The organism is Rhizocola hellebori (genome assembly GCF_016862955.1).
Lineage (GTDB): Bacteria > Actinomycetota > Actinomycetes > Mycobacteriales > Micromonosporaceae > Rhizocola > Rhizocola hellebori.
The window spans coordinates 121,921-136,908 of record NZ_BONY01000016.1; the positions used below are offsets into that span (position 1 = coordinate 121,921).

General features: G+C 66.2%; 15 protein-coding genes. 10 read left to right on the forward strand and 5 right to left on the reverse strand.

Going from position 1 to position 14,988, the window contains the following annotated elements:
* Position 1: 1 nt before the first annotated feature.
* Positions 2-2,098, reverse strand: coding sequence for a transketolase (tkt, locus tag Rhe02_RS15620; protein WP_203908940.1), 2,097 nt, complete (start codon positions 2,096-2,098; stop codon positions 2-4).
* A gap of 140 nt (positions 2,099-2,238) precedes the next feature.
* On the opposite strand from tkt, the gene Rhe02_RS15625 reads away from it, so the two are divergent.
* The 3 genes from Rhe02_RS15625 (at position 2,239) to Rhe02_RS15635 (ending at position 4,545) form a co-directional block, all read left to right on the forward strand.
* Positions 2,239-3,117 (forward strand): heme o synthase, encoded by an 879-nt coding sequence (locus tag Rhe02_RS15625; RefSeq protein WP_239123854.1) that lies wholly within the window; start codon positions 2,239-2,241, stop codon positions 3,115-3,117.
* A gap of 167 nt (positions 3,118-3,284) precedes the next feature.
* The gene (locus tag Rhe02_RS15630; RefSeq protein ID WP_203908942.1) at positions 3,285-3,605 is read left to right on the forward strand and encodes a hypothetical protein; all 321 of its coding nucleotides are present in this window, start codon (positions 3,285-3,287) and stop codon (positions 3,603-3,605) included.
* A 40-nt stretch (positions 3,606-3,645) separates the two neighbouring features.
* Complete coding sequence (locus Rhe02_RS15635; RefSeq protein WP_203908943.1) at positions 3,646-4,545, forward strand: ATP-grasp domain-containing protein; 900 nt, start codon at positions 3,646-3,648, stop codon at positions 4,543-4,545.
* A 41-nt stretch (positions 4,546-4,586) separates the two neighbouring features.
* Here Rhe02_RS15635 and Rhe02_RS15640 read toward each other — a convergent pair whose 3' ends face one another.
* The 4 genes from Rhe02_RS15640 to Rhe02_RS15655 all read right to left on the reverse strand — a co-directional run bounded on the left by Rhe02_RS15640 (position 4,587) and on the right by Rhe02_RS15655 (position 8,208).
* A complete protein-coding gene (locus Rhe02_RS15640) occupies positions 4,587-5,303 on the reverse strand; it encodes a hypothetical protein (RefSeq protein WP_203908944.1) in 717 nt (238 codons plus the stop codon).
* A 67-nt stretch (positions 5,304-5,370) separates the two neighbouring features.
* A complete protein-coding gene (locus tag Rhe02_RS15645) occupies positions 5,371-6,249 on the reverse strand; it encodes a COX15/CtaA family protein (RefSeq protein WP_203908945.1) in 879 nt (292 codons plus the stop codon).
* Between the two features lie 64 nt (positions 6,250-6,313).
* Positions 6,314-7,699, reverse strand: a complete 1,386-nt coding sequence (locus Rhe02_RS15650) for a PD40 domain-containing protein (protein WP_203908946.1) — start codon at positions 7,697-7,699, stop codon at positions 6,314-6,316.
* A complete protein-coding gene (locus tag Rhe02_RS15655; protein ID WP_203908947.1) occupies positions 7,696-8,208 on the reverse strand; it encodes a SigE family RNA polymerase sigma factor in 513 nt (170 codons plus the stop codon). The genes Rhe02_RS15650 and Rhe02_RS15655 overlap by 4 nt, the downstream gene beginning before the upstream one ends.
* Positions 8,209-8,684: 476 nt before the next feature.
* Between Rhe02_RS15655 and Rhe02_RS15660 the strand changes: the two genes are divergently transcribed.
* From Rhe02_RS15660 to Rhe02_RS15690, 7 genes are all read left to right on the forward strand, one after another.
* A complete protein-coding gene (locus Rhe02_RS15660; protein ID WP_203908948.1) occupies positions 8,685-9,272 on the forward strand; it encodes a hypothetical protein in 588 nt (195 codons plus the stop codon).
* 144 nt (positions 9,273-9,416) lie between these two features.
* Positions 9,417-10,103 carry a helix-turn-helix transcriptional regulator gene (locus tag Rhe02_RS15665; RefSeq protein WP_203908949.1) on the forward strand — a complete coding sequence of 229 codons (687 nt, stop codon included), beginning with the start codon at positions 9,417-9,419 and terminating at the stop codon, positions 10,101-10,103.
* Positions 10,096-11,508: a Fe-S cluster assembly protein SufB gene (sufB, locus tag Rhe02_RS15670; protein WP_203908950.1), complete on the forward strand. Its 1,413-nt coding sequence runs from the start codon at positions 10,096-10,098 to the stop codon at positions 11,506-11,508. Before Rhe02_RS15665 ends, sufB begins: the two co-directional genes overlap by 8 nt.
* Positions 11,508-12,650: a Fe-S cluster assembly protein SufD gene (gene sufD, locus Rhe02_RS15675; RefSeq protein WP_203908951.1), complete on the forward strand. Its 1,143-nt coding sequence runs from the start codon at positions 11,508-11,510 to the stop codon at positions 12,648-12,650. The genes sufB and sufD overlap by 1 nt, the downstream gene beginning before the upstream one ends.
* Complete coding sequence (locus tag Rhe02_RS15680) at positions 12,647-12,964, forward strand: non-heme iron oxygenase ferredoxin subunit (protein WP_203908952.1); 318 nt, start codon at positions 12,647-12,649, stop codon at positions 12,962-12,964. Before sufD ends, Rhe02_RS15680 begins: the two co-directional genes overlap by 4 nt.
* Positions 12,961-13,719, forward strand: a complete 759-nt coding sequence (gene sufC, locus Rhe02_RS15685; protein WP_203908953.1) for a Fe-S cluster assembly ATPase SufC — start codon at positions 12,961-12,963, stop codon at positions 13,717-13,719. Before Rhe02_RS15680 ends, sufC begins: the two co-directional genes overlap by 4 nt.
* Positions 13,716-14,987: a cysteine desulfurase gene (locus tag Rhe02_RS15690; protein ID WP_203908954.1), complete on the forward strand. Its 1,272-nt coding sequence runs from the start codon at positions 13,716-13,718 to the stop codon at positions 14,985-14,987. Before sufC ends, Rhe02_RS15690 begins: the two co-directional genes overlap by 4 nt.
* Position 14,988 lies beyond the last annotated feature (1 nt).

The following is a 14,988-nucleotide window of genomic DNA, read 5'->3' on the forward strand; positions in this document are numbered from 1 at the left end:
CTCAGTTCCCTGTCGCTTCACCCTGAATTTGAGCCGTACGGGAAAGCGTCGCCCTAGCCGCGGCGACCACATTGTCCGGCGTGAAGCCGAACTTCTCGAACAACACCTTGTCCGGCGCGCTCGCGCCGTAGTGCTCGATGCTGACGCATTCGCCGTAGGGGCCGACCAGGTCGCGCCACGGCATCGCGATGCCCGCCTCCACGCTCACGCGTGCCTTGACCTCCGGCGGCAGCACCTTGTGCCGATAGCTCTCCTCCTGGGCGTCAAACCACTCGCGGCACGGCATCGACACCACCCGCACCCGATGGCCCTCGCCTTCCAGGCGCTCCCGCGCCTGCAGCGCCAGGGAGACCTCGGAACCGGTGGCGATGATGATGACCTGCGGCCGGCCTTCGCTCGCCTCGGCGAGAACGTAACCGCCCTTGGCGAAGTCGGTGATCGACTTCGGGTCGAGCGTGGGCACGTTCTGCCGGGTCAAGCAGAGCGCGGTCGGCCTGTCCGTGTGGGTCAGCGCCATACGCCAAGCATGCGCCGTCTCGTTGGCGTCCGCCGGGCGCACGACGTCCAGGCCGGGGATGGCCCGCAGCGCGCAAAGGTGCTCGATCGGCTGGTGGGTGGGGCCGTCCCCGCCCAGCCCGATCGAGTCGTGCGTCCACACGTAGATGACCGGGAGCTTCATCAGCGCGGCGAGGCGCACCGCCGGGCGCATGTAGTCGCTGAAGACAAGGAAGGTGCCGCCGTAGGGGCGGGTGCCGCCGTGCAGGACGATGCCGTTGAGGATGGCGCCCATGCCGTGCTCGCGGATGCCGAAGTGAAGCACCCGGCCGTATTCGTTGCCGGAGAACTCCTTCGTCGAGAACTCGACCGGCACGAACGAAGTCTCACCCTTCATCGTGGTGTTGTTCGACTCGGCAAGGTCGGCCGAGCCGCCCCACAGCTCAGGCAACACCGGCGCGAGAGCGTTGAGCACCTCACCGGAAGCCGCCCGGGTGGCGATGCCCTTGGGATCTGACGGCCAGGTGGGAAGCACGTCTTGCCAACCCTTTTTGAGGGTACGGGTGGACAGCCGCGCGAAGAGCTCAGCGCCCTCCGGGTTCGCCTCGGCCCAGCGCTGGAACTGCTCGTCCCATCGCTGGTGCTCCTCGCGGCCGCGTTTGACCGCCCCGCGCACGTGCTCAAGCACCTCGGGGGCGACCTCGAAGCTGGCTTCAGGGTCGAAGCCGAGAACCTCCTTGGTGGCCGCCAGCTCCTCCTTGCCCAGCGCCGAGCCGTGGATCTTGCCGGTGTTCTGCTTGTTCGGCGCGGGCCAGCCGATGATGGTGCGCAGGCCGATGAAGCTCGGCCGGTCGGTGGCCTCGCGCGCCCGCTGGATCGCGGCCCACAGCTCGTCGACGTCCTCGACGTACTGGCCGGTCTTGGTCCAGTCGACCTTCTCGGTGTGCCAGCCGTAGGCGGCGTACCTGGCGACGACATCCTCGGACTTGGCGATCTTGGTGTCGTCCTCGATCGAGATCTCGTTGTCGTCGTAGATGACGATGAGGTTGCCCAGCTTCTGGTGACCCGCGATCGAGGAGACCTCGTGGGAGATGCCCTCCTCGATGTCGCCGTCTGAGACGAACGCGAAGATGTGATGGTCGAAGATGCTGGCGCCGGGCGCCGCGTCCGGGTCCATCAGACCGCGCTCGCGGCGGGCCGCCATGGCCATCCCGACCGCGTTGCCCAGCCCCTGCCCGAGCGGGCCTGTCGTGGTTTCGACACCGCGCGTGTGACCGTGCTCCGGGTGGCCCGGCGTCAGCGAGCCCCATTGCCGCAACGCCTTCAGGTCCTCGAGCTGCAGACCGTAACCGGAGTAAAAGAGCTGAATGTATAAGGTGAGGCTCGAGTGCCCGCACGACAGCACGAAGCGGTCGCGCCCCGGCCAGTCCGGGTCGGCCGGGTCGTGCCGCATGGCCCGCTGGAACAGCAGGTAGGCGGCGGGGGCCAGGCTCATCGCGGTGCCTGGATGGCCGTTGCCGGCCTTCTCCACAGCATCCATCGCGAGCACGCGAACGGTGTCTACAGCACGGCGGTCGAGATCGGACCAAGTGAGTTGCTCCACGCTAGTTGACCCTACCCACTGCGCGCACCACCCATGTGTGAACCCGCCCCTAAACGCTCACGGTGTTTGCGCTGCCGTAGCCTGTGCAGGTGAGCACGGCTACGGCCCTAGACACGGCCACAGAAACCCCCGAACTTCTTATTTCCGAGCAACGCTTTCCGCGCGTGCGCGCCTACGTCTCGCTGACCAAGCCGCGCATCGTCGAGCTGTTGCTCGTGACGACCGTGCCCGCGATGATGCTCGCCGAAGGCGGCCTGCCGTCGCCGTGGCTGATGGCCGTCGTGTTGGTCGGGGGGTCGCTGGCGGCCGGTGGCTCCAGCGCCATCAACTGCTACCTCGATCGCGACATCGACCCGCTGATGGGACGCACGTCACGCCGGCCCTTGGTGACCCACACCATCGCGCCGCGAAACGCGCTCATCTTCGGCCTGATCCTCGCCGTTGTCGCCACCGCCCTGATGACCGCGTTCACCAACCCGCTCGCGGCGGGTCTGACCGTCGCGGCGATCGTTTATTACGACCTCATCTACACCGCGTGGCTCAAGCGCACGACGAAGCACAACACCTTCTGGGGCGGTGTTTGCGGGGCCATGCCGGTCCTGATCGGCTGGGCCGCCGTCGCCGGCACGCTCGCTCCGCTCGCCTGGCTCCTCTTCGGCGTCGTGTTCTTCTGGCAGATGCCGCATTTCTACGCACTGGCCATCAAATTCAAGGACGACTACGCGCGGGCCGGGATCCCGATGCTGCCGGTGGTGGCGACCCCCATGCACGTGGCCCGGGATGCCGTCATCTACTCCTGGCTCACCGTCGCGGTCTCCCTGGCCGCCTGGCCGCTGGGAATGTCGACGATCTATGGCATCCCGGCGCTGATCTGCGGTGGCATGTTCATCCTCGAGGCGCACGGACTCTACTCGCGCACCAAGCTCGGCGAGCCCGTCAAGCCCATGCGCCTTTTCCACTGGTCCACGGCTTATCTCACTATCGTGTTCGTTGCAGCCGCTGTGGACGTGTTTATCTGATAGAGGCACGACACGCCCTGTTTGTCCTTTCGCTAGATTTCGGCTAGAAATCGTGCCACTTAAATACCCATTTATTCGGACAAACAACCCGCTCTCCGGGTAACCGGGGTCACAATTCATTTCGCGGTGGCGGGCCGATAGTCCTTGGTGTGACTAGGGTGCTTCCTATGGCAGATGGTTCTGATACGACGGCGACGATTGAACATCCCAACGCCGGTCTCGTCACTGGTCTGAAGGAGTTCGTCGGCGCGCACGGGGGTGCGAAGGCCGTCATCGAATACGTGGGCCGGCGTGGAGCACGAATCGTGCTGGTGGGAAAAGACGGTGAGTGGGGCGACCAGTTCGCCGAAAGCACCACCGTGGCGCGGCAGGCCTGCGAAAAAGCTGGAGTCACCGTTGAGAACGAGTGGGAGCGTGAGCTGGTGGAGCTGATGCGCCCAACCAACGATCTTTGGCGTTCCATGTCCAAGCGGACGTTGTCTCGGTGATATCGGCGTTTGCGAAGCAACACGCTGATATCGTGATCTTGTGACAACCCCTTCCCCATCCACGACCCGGGCTAACGCCCGGGTCGCTCTCGTTACCTGCGCTGAATATCCAGCCTTGGAGCCCGACGACCAGCTGGTCATCCCCGCCTTGGCGGCGCTGGGCATCGAAGCCGTCGCCGCCGTCTGGGACGACCCGGCGGTCGACTGGCCGTCCTTCGACGCGACCGTGCTCCGCTCGCCGTGGGACTATGCGACGCGGCGCGACGAGTTCGTGCGATGGGCCCGGCGGGTGCCGCGTCTGGCCAACAGTGTCGACGTCGTGGAGTGGAACACCGACAAGCGCTATCTCGGCGAGCTGGCGGCCTCCGGAGTCCCAGTCACCCCAACCACTTTCATCGCCCCCAGCGAGATGTGGCTGCCGCCCACCGCCGACGGCGAATACGTCATCAAACCCTCGATCAGCGCGGGCAGCAAGGACACCGGCCGCTACGGCCCCGGTCACCGCGACGAGGCCATCGCCCATGTCAGCCGCCTGCAGCGCGACCGGCGCGTGGTCATGGTGCAGCCCTACCTTTCCGCCGTCGACACCTACGGCGAGACCGCGTTGCTCTACTTCGCCGACCCGGCCAGCGGCCGCCTCATCTTCAGCCACGCCATCCGCAAAGGCCCCATGCTCGAAGGCCCGGACGTCGGCGTCGAGGGGCTCTACAAGCCGGAAACCATCAGCGCCCGCGTCCCCAGCCAGGAAGAGCTCGCCGTAGCCGAAGCCGTCCTGATGACATTGCCAGGCGGCCTGCTCTACGCCCGAATAGACCTCATCCCCGACCCCGACGGCAACCCGGTGCTGCTAGAAGTCGAGCTAACCGAACCCTCACTCTTCCTCGAGCACAGCGACGGCGCCCCCGCCCGCTTCGCTGCAGCGATAGCAGGATTGCTGTAGTTGCGACGCCGGCTTTGAAGCGGCGCTGCCTGCGCGTTGCTTTAGCACGCGCCAGAATTAGAGAGAAAACTGCGGAGGCCGGCGCCGGGTGGGTCTTCGGGGTGGGCGGCTAGGCCACGGCGGGCCCATTCTTGGGCCGAGGTTTTCTCGCCGATGTCGGCCAGGGCGCGGGCGAGGCGGCCGTATTGGGCGGCGTGGCGCAGGTCGCCGCCGATCACTTCGATCAGGGTGGTGGTGTCGTGTTCCCAGCGGGCCAAGCGTTCCACCGCGTCGCGGGCGCTTAGGTCGCCGGGGTCCGCAGCCCACCGCCTGCGAACCCCGGCGCGGTAACGTTCCAGCTCGGCGCGGGACAGCGCCGGGCCGTACTCGGAGATGTCTATCGGGCACCAGCGCCCGGCTTCGAACTGCACGTTGAGCAGCCAGTCGGACAGGCCGGGGGTGGGCACCTGGCGGCACGCTTCGGCGTGCACGGCGAGCAGCAGGTTGAGCAGATCGTCGAGGGTGCCCGCGGTGTCGTCGGCACAGTCCAAAGTGGATAGAAGAAGCTGGATGGCGGTGGCGAGCGGAGCGAGCGCAGGCCGCGACCGCCCGGTGCGCACCATCGTGGCGAGCTCTTCGGCCAAAGGCGCGGCGGATTCGGCTTGCCGCACGGTGGCCCAGTAGTCCAGGGAGCCGGAAGTGGTGAAGGTCTCGGTCACCGCACCCGCGAGGACATCGGCAGGGCGTGCCTGAGGCACGCGACGCAGTGGGGAGGACACCAGCACATCATGGCGCTGCCAAGGCCCGAGCAGGCTGTCTGGGTACCGGATCGGAATGTGCCAGTTATCAGACGGTGACCATCTCGCGGGCCGGATCGGCTTGGGACGCCGATGGGAGCGCGCCCGGCGCGGCCGTGGTCCGGTGAACGCCAAGCGTGGCGAGCCAAACCGCGCAAGCTCCGGCGAGGTGGAAGCCGACCAGTACCCAGGGAAGCCCGGTGAAATATTGCACAAAGCCAATGGCGCCTTGGGCTAGCGAGACTCCAAACAGGACAAAGGTCGCCCGTGCGACGCTTGGGGCCTTGACCGCTCGGGCCGCGAACCACATGGCGATGGTCAGCCCGAAGAGGAGGAACACGGCGTCCACGTGCAGCTGCGAGATCATCTCCGGATCGAGCCCGGTGCGCACGGCCTCAGCGTCTCCCGAATGCGGGCCGCTGCCGGTGACCACGACACCGATGAGCACCACCAGCGCGCTGGCGGCGGTGAGCGCCCACGCCAGCGGCCGCAAACGCGGCTCGGCCGGAGCAAAGGACGGGTTGGTCTGCCGCCACAGCCGATAGGCCACGGCGATCAGCGCCATCGAGATCAGGAAGTGCGGCCCGACGAAGTAGGGGCTCAGGTGAAAGCGCACGGTCAGGCCGCCGAGCAGACCCTGGAACAGGACACCGCCAAGCACCCAGAGCGCGAGCGCGCGCTGTGGCCGCCGCCAGAGCGCGAGCACGGTGCCGACCGCGATCATGCCCACGATGATGGACAGCAGGCGGTTGCCGAATTCGATGCCGACGTTTTGCGGCGCAGCGGAGGTCGGCACGTAGGAACCCTCAACGCATTCGGGCCAGGTGGGGCAGGCCATCCCCGAGCCGGTGAGGCGAACCGCGCCGCCGGTGATGACGATGGCGACGTTGGCGATCAGATTGGCCAGGGTCAGACTGCGGACGAGCACCTGGCGAGCATAGCGAGGTCAGAAATGGCGACCGAACTCTGTACGCCCTAAGACGAGCGCTCGTTCACGGCAAAGCCTCTGCGCGCACGCCGGAAGTGACGCGCCGCACCACCCTGAAGACCACGAACCCGAGCAGGACGGTGGCCGCGGCGGTGACCAGCTGCAGCCACCCCGGCGCCGGCCCGCGCTGGGGCACCTCGGCCGGTTTGATGGTCATCGAGCCGAGGAGTTCGGTGGCGACCTGGACTTTGGAGAAGCCGCATCGTTGCGTCCAAAGCTCGCAGGTGTGCGGTTTTTCGAAGGCGCTCAACGCTTTCACCTCACCGGTGTCGAGCGAGAACTCCCGTATCTGCCCTGTCCGCTGATCGAGGGTCAGCACACTGGCCGGGGTGCGCCAGCCCAGCATGTCGCCTGCCTGAATAGGGTCGGGCGCGAGCCGGCCCGCCCCGGTGGCGTCGACGAAGGTGAGTTTGCCGTAGGTATCGGCCCACTCCTGCGTCATCGGTTGCAGCGCCTGGGTTCCGTTGTCGCGCCAGGCGATCAGGGCTAGCCAGCGCCCATCCGGCGACCAGGCGACCCCGGGCTGGATGCCCAGTCCCGGCTCGGGCGGGTGGATCCCGAACTGGCGACGTTTGCCGTCGGGAAGGTTCAGCACCCAGATCTGGTCGCGCACCTGGACAGCGAGCTGGTCGCCGCCCGGCCCGAAGGAGGCGGCCGCGGCGGGCACCACCTCCGGGAAGGTGGTGCTGCGGCCGGTCGGCAGGTCGAGGATGCTCAGCACGCCGCCGCCGCGCAGGGCCAGCTCGAGCGCGTTGGAGGGCTCATCAGAACTCCACGGGAGCTGGCTGAAAGCCACCGACTTCCCGTCGGGCGACCAGGCGTGCAGCATGACACCGGCCGGTTGCGGCAACGGGAGCTGCCGCGACTCGCCGGTGGTTAGGTCGAGGAGGGTGAAAGCGTTGGTAGCGCGGAGTTCCTCGGCCATGAGCACCGAGTTGCCATCGGGGGAGAGCAACGCCTGCCGGTTGACCGGGCCGCGCGGGCCTTTCATCGCCTCCACCTTGCGGTAGCTGGAGCCATCGGTGTGCAGGGTTAGCGCCTGCGCCGTGGTGAAGGTCTCCCAGCTGCCCGAGTTGAACAGCATGAGCGCCTGCCCGGCCGGATGCTTCGCGACATCGGCGGTCAGCACGTCGTACCCGGCAATCTGTTCGGGAAGCACGATCGAGGCGCCGGGTGCGCCTCCGCCGCCGGACGGGATCTGTCCGGGTAGGACAAACCCCGCGACGCCAAGCAGGGTCAGGATCGCCAATGAGGTCACGGTTTGGGTGAACCGGTGGCGGCGGGCCTTGGCGCGGGCCAGCACCAGGGTCTGTTCGAGGTGGCGCGGCGGGAAGGGCGGCTCCGGCTGGTCCAGCTCGTGCAACATCGTGGTCAGCTCGTAGTCGGTCATTTCACTTCCAGCCTCTCGCTGACATAGTTGGGCAGCAGCCGCCGCAACGCGGCTATCGCGTAGGAGGTCTGGCTCTTGACCGTGCCGGGGGAGCAGCCCAGCGCCGAGGCGGTCTCGTTCACGTCGAGCCCCTCCCAGTAGCGCAGCACGATCACGGCGCGCTGGCCCGCGGACAGCCTGTTCAGAGCCGCGCGCAGGTCCAGCCCTTCATGCGCGGCGGCCACGCCCGGCTCGGGCGGCGCGGAGATCTCGGGCCTGGGCCGGACTTTGCGCGCCCACCAGCGCCGCTGCTCCTCGAGGTAGACGTTGACCAGGATCTTGCGGACGTACGGGTCCAGCGACTCCGCGGCCGCTGCCTGACGCCAATGCCGGTAGAGCAGGATGAGCGCGCTTTGCACCAGGTCATGGGCGTGGTGCCAGTCCCCGCAGAGGCGGAACGCGGTCCGTCGCAGGGCGATGATGCGGCTTTGCACGTACTGGATGTAGTCGCGCTCGTCATCAGCTCGCACACCTGAAGGATGGGGGCTCAGGTGCGCTCGGTTGTGCCGGGGTGGGTAATCGCTTGTCGATCTGTGGGTGAGGTGACTAACGTTCCCTGTACACGGCGAAAGGAGGTGATCCTAAGTTGGATAGCAACGGGACTCATGAGGTGGCTGTTCGTTAGCCGCTGTCCTTGACAGAAAGCCTGGTCGAGAACCGTGTGAAGCGGTTGGCGACTCAACAGCTACCAAGAACCCACGTGGCAGTTTCGGCCCTTGTCCAGCCGACCCGGGAATCCGGAGCCGCGTGGGTTCTCTATTTCCTTCGCACCTTCGCAGGGGTATCCCTAACTTTCGTCAGGGGTGACTGCTGACCTGCGACAGAGGTGGGAGTACCCCCTGGCCCGGAAGACTGGAGGGCAGACAGCGGGAAACAAATTCCCGTCATCTTCTGCCCGGTCCTCCAGCGTTGTGGGGTTGGGCAGAACCTTGCAAAGGAGCAAGTTTTGCTTAAGTACACCCGAGCCGCCATCGTGACCGCCATCGCCGCAGCCACCGTGACTTTCGGAGTACAGCTAGCCCACTCCGCACCCGCGCATGCTGCTTCAATTCCCACCGTGCCGTGCGCCGCGCAGGGCGTGACCGACGCCGACAAGAACATTGCCAAGGACGTGACGCCCAAGCTCAACGGCGACCACCTCGGCAAGGTCGACGGCTACCAGGTCTCCTGTGCCCGCGCCGTCGTCGACCAGGTCAAGGCCCGCGGCATGGACGAGAAGGCCGCCAAGATCGCCGTGGCCACCACCATCGTGGAAACGAACCTGCACAACTACAACAAGGCCGTTGACTACGACAGCCTGGGCCTGTTCCAGCAGCGCCCGTCCTCGGGCTGGGGTAAGCCCACCGAGCTGGTCAACCCGGCCTACGCCACCGACGCGTTCCTCGACCGGATGGTCGAGCTGCACCCCCACGACAGCTGGAAGACCAAGAACGCCGGCGATGTGGCCCAAAAGGTTCAGGTGTCCGCTTTCCCCGACCGGTACGCCACCCAGATGGATGACGCGACCACCCTGGTTTCCGCCCTCTGGAAGTAAGCCAAACCCACCCCCCGAAAAAGGGCCACGGACGGCAGAGATGCCGTCCGTGGCCTATTTTGTTAGGGTAGCCTAACTTGAGGTGGGCTGGATCACCGGCGAGGTGGTTTGCCCTGCCGTCCGGAATTAAGTCACACTGGTGTAGTGAAAAAGAGCGCCGTGCTGCACGAGGCGCCCGATCTGCGCACCAGGGATCGGGTCATCGCCTTGCTGTCTCAGGGCGCCGCCACTGCCAGCGAGCTGGGCACCCATCTCGGGCTCAGCCCCGCGGCGATCCGGCGTCACCTCGACGCCATGCTCGCTGAAGGCATGGTCACCGAGCGGGAGCGCCGCCAGCGCGGTCCGCGAGGGCGAGGACGCCCGGCCAAGATCTATGTGCTGACCGACGCGGCTCGTGACGGCTTCGGCAAGCACACCTACGACGACCTCGCCGCGACCGCACTGCGCTGGATAGCCGGCCAGGGTGGGGCCAACGCGGTCGCAGCCTTCGCCGCGGCGCAGGTCGCCGAGCTGGAGGAGCGGTGCGAAGCCGCGATGCGCGACGCGGGTGACGATCCTCTCGCTCGGGCAGAGGCGCTGGCCAGCGCCCTGACCGCGGAAGGTTACGCTGCCAGCGCGTCGACGATCGCCTCAGGCGGCCAGCTCTGCCAGCACCATTGCCCGGTGGCACATGTCGCCGCCGAGTTCCCGCAGCTTTGTGAGGCCGAGACCCAGGTGATTTCGCGCCTGGTCGGCACCCACGTGCAACGTCTCGCAACGATCGCCCATGGAGACGGGGTGTGCACAACGCACATCCCAGGTCTGCCGATAGTGAGGAAAAGCAATGACTGAGACAGCTCAGGACCAGCTTGCCGGGCTTGGCACCTACGAGTACGGCTGGGCCGACTCGGACGTCGCAGGCGCGGCCGCCCAGCGCGGTCTCTCTGAAGCGGTCGTGCGGGATATCTCCGCGAAGAAGAGCGAACCCGAGTGGATGCTCGATCTACGGCTCAAGGGCCTGCGGCTGTTCGGCCGTAAGCCCATGCCGTCGTGGGGCGCCGACCTGTCCGGCATCCACTTCGACAACATCAAGTACTTCGTCCGCTCGACCGAGAAGCAGGCCGCCTCCTGGGAGGACCTGCCCGCGGACATCAAGAACACCTATGACCGGCTCGGCATCCCCGAGGCGGAGAAGCAGCGGCTCGTCGCGGGTGTGGCCGCGCAGTACGAGTCCGAGGTGGTCTACCACAAGATCCGCGAGGACCTCGAGGAGCAGGGTGTCATCTTCCTCGACACCGACACCGCGCTCAAGGAGCACCCGGAGCTCTTCAAGGAGTACTTCGGCACGGTGATCCCGGTGGGCGACAACAAGTTCGCCGCGCTCAACACGTCCGTGTGGTCGGGTGGCTCGTTCATCTACGTGCCGCCGGGGGTGAACGTCGAGATCCCGCTGCAGGCCTACTTCCGCATCAACACCGAGAACATGGGCCAGTTCGAGCGGACGCTCATCATCGTCGACGAGGGCTCATACGTGCACTACGTCGAGGGCTGCACCGCACCCATATATTCATCCGACTCGTTGCACTCCGCGGTGGTCGAAATCATCGTCAAGAAGAACGCGCGCTGCCGGTACACGACGATCCAGAACTGGTCGAACAACGTGTACAACCTGGTGACCAAGCGCGCTGTGGCCCACGAGGGTGCCACGATGGAGTGGGTCGACGGCAACATCGGGTCCAAGGTGACCATGAAGTACCCGGCCGTGTACATGACCGGTGAGCACGCGAAGGGCGAAGTCCTGAGCGTGGCGATGGCCGGCGAGGGCCAGCACCAGGACGCGGGCGCCAAGATGGTGCACGCCGCGCCGCACACCAGCAGCACGATCATCTCGAAGTCGATCGCGCGTGGCGGCGGCCGGACGTCGTACCGGGGTCTGGTCCAGGTTCTTGAGGGCTCGCACCACTCGAAGTCGACCGTGAAGTGCGACGCGCTTCTGGTGGACACGATTTCGCGCTCGGACACCTACCCCTACGTCGACATCCGCGAGGACGACGTGTCGATGGGGCACGAGGCGACCGTCTCGAAGATCAGCGACGACCAGCTCTTCTATCTGATGAGCCGTGGTCTGTCCGAGGACGAGGCGATGGCGATGATCGTGCGTGGCTTCATCGAGCCGATCGCCAAGGAACTCCCGATGGAATACGCGCTCGAGCTCAACCGCTTGATCGAAATGCAGATGGAAGGCGCAGTCGGCTAATGACCACCGAAGTTCAGCGGAACGCTGTTCTCAAGGACAGTATTCCGCCGAAGACCAAGTCCCAGGCACTGCGGTCCTTCAACGTCGCCGATTTTCCCGCGCTCCACGGGCGCGAGGAGGAGTGGCGCTTCACTCCGCTCAAGCGCCTGCGCGGGCTGGCCACGACCACCGAGGACGCGTCGGCGAAGCTGTCGTACGAGTACGACCTGCCCGCCGGGGTCAAGGTGTCCACTGTGGACAGTGCCGGCCCGGTGCTCACCCCGTTCGACCGGATCAGCGCGCTGGCCTTCGAAAAGGCTTCCGGCGTCACGCTTATCGAGGTCGACGGAGTGGTGGAGAGCCCCGCCATCATCAACGTGATCGGCGGGGGAGAGGGCCTGGCCTTCGCCCGCACCTTCGTCAAGGTCGGGGTGCACGCGCAAGCCGTTCTGGTACTTGAGCAGAAGGGCTCGGCGACACTGGCCGACAACGTCGAAGTGGTCGTCGGCGATGGGGCCCAGCTGACCTTTGTCACGGTGGCCGACTGGGAGCGCGACGCCGTTCAGGCGCAACACGTCCGGTTCCAGGTGGGTCGCGACGCGCGGGTCGTGCACGTGCACGTTTCCCTGGGCGGCGACCTGGTCCGGCAGTACACGAGCGTGGACTACACCGGGCGCGGTGGCGACGTCGAGGCGTGGGGCCTTTACTTCGCCGGGGCCGGTCAGCACCTGGAACACCGGCTGCTGGTCGACCACTCGGTGCCGGACTGCCGTTCCTACGTGGGCTATCGCGGTGCCTTGCAAGGCGATGACGCGCGCACGGTCTGGGTGGGCGATGTGCTCATCCGCGCCGAGGCGACCGGGACTGACACCTACGAGATCAACCGGAATCTGGTGCTTTCGGATGGGGCGCAGTCTCATTCGGTACCAAATCTGGAAATCGAAACGGGAGAAGTCACCGGCGCCGGGCACGCTTCGGCCACCGGCCGTTTCGACGACGAGCATCTGTTCTATCTGATGTCGCGTGGCATCCGTGAGGACGAGGCGCGAAAGCTTGTGGTGCGAGGGTTTTTCGCCGAGCTGCTCGGCAAGATCCCGGTCGAGGAGCTGCGCGACCGCCTCGGCGTGGCCATCGAGGCCCGGCTGGCGGAGGCCGGCGCATGAAGCCGGTCGCGCAGGTCGAGGACCTGCCCAAGGGCAAGGCGATGGCGGTCGAGGTCGACGGCGTCTCGGTCGCGGTGGTGCACACCGCGGAGGACGAGTTCTACGCCATCTATGACCAGTGCTCGCACGCGGCTGTCCCGCTTTCCGACGGCGAAGTTGACGGGTGCACCTTGGAATGCTGGCTGCACGGCTCGCGTTTCGACCTACGCACCGGCGAGCCGACCGGGCTTCCCGCCATCTACCCGGTCCAAGTTTTCCCAGTGGAAATCCGTGACGGCGAAATATACGTCGATGTAAATGGAGCTAAGCAATGAGTGTCCTTGAAGTTCGCGATCTCCAGGTCTCCGTGAAGCTGCCCGAGGGTCAGCTCAAGCCGATCCTGTCCGGGGTGAACCTGACCGTCCGCTCAGGCGAGACGCACGCGATCATGGGCCCGAACGGCTCCGGTAAGTCGACGCTGGCGTACTCGATCGCGGGCCACCCCAAGTACCAGATCACGGCCGGAACGGTGACCCTCGACGGCGCCGACGTGCTGGCGATGACCGTCGACGAGCGGGCGCGAGCCGGCCTGTTCCTCGCCATGCAGTACCCGGTCGAGGTTCCAGGCGTTTCCGTGGCCAACTTCCTGCGCACCGCGAAAACTGCCATCGACGGCGAAGCGCCCAAGCTGCGCACCTGGGGCGGGGAGCTCAAGGGCGCCATGGAAAAGATGGGCATGGACCCGGCCTTCGCCCAGCGCAACGTCAACGAGGGCTTCTCCGGCGGCGAGAAGAAGCGGCACGAGATCGTGCAGCTTGAGCTGCTCCAGCCGAAGATCGCCATCCTCGACGAGACCGACTCCGGCCTGGACGTCGACGCGCTGCGGGTCGTCAGCGAGGGCGTCAATCGGGTGCACGCCAACAGCGACATCGGCGTCCTGCTCATCACCCACTACACGCGAATCCTTCGCTACATCAAGCCAGACTTCGTACACGTCTTCGTCGGCGGCCGCATCGTCGAAGAGGGCGGCCCGGAGCTCGCCGACAAACTGGAAGCCGAAGGCTACGAAAGGTACGGCGCACTGCGATGACCGCTGTGACCATCCCGGAAGGCATGCCGCAATATGGCGATGTGCCGCGCTTCGATGTGGAGCGGGTGCGCGCCGACTTTCCCATCCTGGGCCGGGAGGTCTACGGCGAGAAGCTGGTCTACCTCGACAGCGCCAACACCTCACAGAAACCGCAACAGGTCATCGAGGCGATGGCGTTGCACTACGCCTACCACAACGCCAACGTGGCCCGGTCTGTGCACGCGCTTGGCGCGGAGGCGACCGCGGCCTACGACAACGCGCGGGCGAAGGTGGCCGCTTTCATCAACGCGCCCAGCGCCAACGAGGTGATCTTCACCAAGAACGCCACCGAGGCGCTCAACATCGTGGCGAACTCGATCGGCGGCCAGCTCAAGCCGGGCGATGAGGTTGTCATCTCGGAGATGGAGCACCACTCCAACATCGTGCCGTGGCAGCTCATCTGCGAGCGCACCGGCGCCACACTGCGCTGGTTCGGCCTCACCGAGCACGGCCGGCTGGATGAGTCCAATCTGGACGAGCTCGTCAACGAGCGCACCAAGATAGTTTCGCTCGTTCACACTTCAAATATTCTGGGTACCATCAACGCCACCGCCCGGATAACGGCCCGCGTCCGCGAAGTCGGGGCGCTGCTGATGCTCGACTGCTCACAAACGGTGCCGCACCGCGGCTTCGACGTGGTGGACTACGACGTGGACTTCATCGCGTTCACCGGGCACAAGATGCTGGGCCCCACCGGCATCGGTGTGCTCTGGGGGCGCGAGGAGCTGCTCAACGCGATGCCGCCGTTCCTCGGTGGCGGTTCGATGATCGAGACCGTCAAGATGACCGGCACCACCTATGCCAAGGCTCCGGCGCGTTTCGAGGCCGGAACGCCGCCGATCGCGGAAGCGGTCGGCCTCGGCGCGGCGGTCGACTACCTGAACTCCATCGGGATGGAGGCCATCGCCTGGCACGAGAAGGAGCTGACCGCTTACGCGCTCGATGCACTGTCCACAGTGGAGGGTCTGAAGATCTATGGCCCGAAGGTTCCGGTCGGTCGTGGGGCCACCATTTCCTTTACGCTGGGCCAGATCCATCCCCACGATGTAGGCCAGGTGCTTGACTCCCTCGGCGTTCAGGTGCGGGTCGGGCACCACTGCGCCAAGCCCGCCTGCGACCGTTTCGGGGTGCCCGCGCTGACGCGCGCCTCGTTCTACCTTTACACGACCACGGCAGAGATCGATGCTCTGGTGCGCGGGCTCGATCAGGCGAAGAGGATGTTCAGCTAGC

What these genes read in the sequence shown, in the direction of transcription:
- Rhe02_RS15630 (WP_203908942.1), top strand. Translation starts at nt 3,285, where the DNA reads ATGGCAGATGGTTCTGATACGACGGCGACGATTGAACATCCCAACGCC.
- Rhe02_RS15650 (WP_203908946.1), bottom strand. Translation starts at nt 7,699, where the DNA reads ATGACCGACTACGAGCTGACCACGATGTTGCACGAGCTGGACCAGCCG.
- sufB (WP_203908950.1), top strand. Translation starts at nt 10,096, where the DNA reads ATGACTGAGACAGCTCAGGACCAGCTTGCCGGGCTTGGCACCTACGAG.
- sufD (WP_203908951.1), top strand. Translation starts at nt 11,508, where the DNA reads ATGACCACCGAAGTTCAGCGGAACGCTGTTCTCAAGGACAGTATTCCG.
- Rhe02_RS15680 (WP_203908952.1), top strand. Translation starts at nt 12,647, where the DNA reads ATGAAGCCGGTCGCGCAGGTCGAGGACCTGCCCAAGGGCAAGGCGATG.
- sufC (WP_203908953.1), top strand. Translation starts at nt 12,961, where the DNA reads ATGAGTGTCCTTGAAGTTCGCGATCTCCAGGTCTCCGTGAAGCTGCCC.
- Rhe02_RS15690 (WP_203908954.1), top strand. Translation starts at nt 13,716, where the DNA reads ATGACCGCTGTGACCATCCCGGAAGGCATGCCGCAATATGGCGATGTG.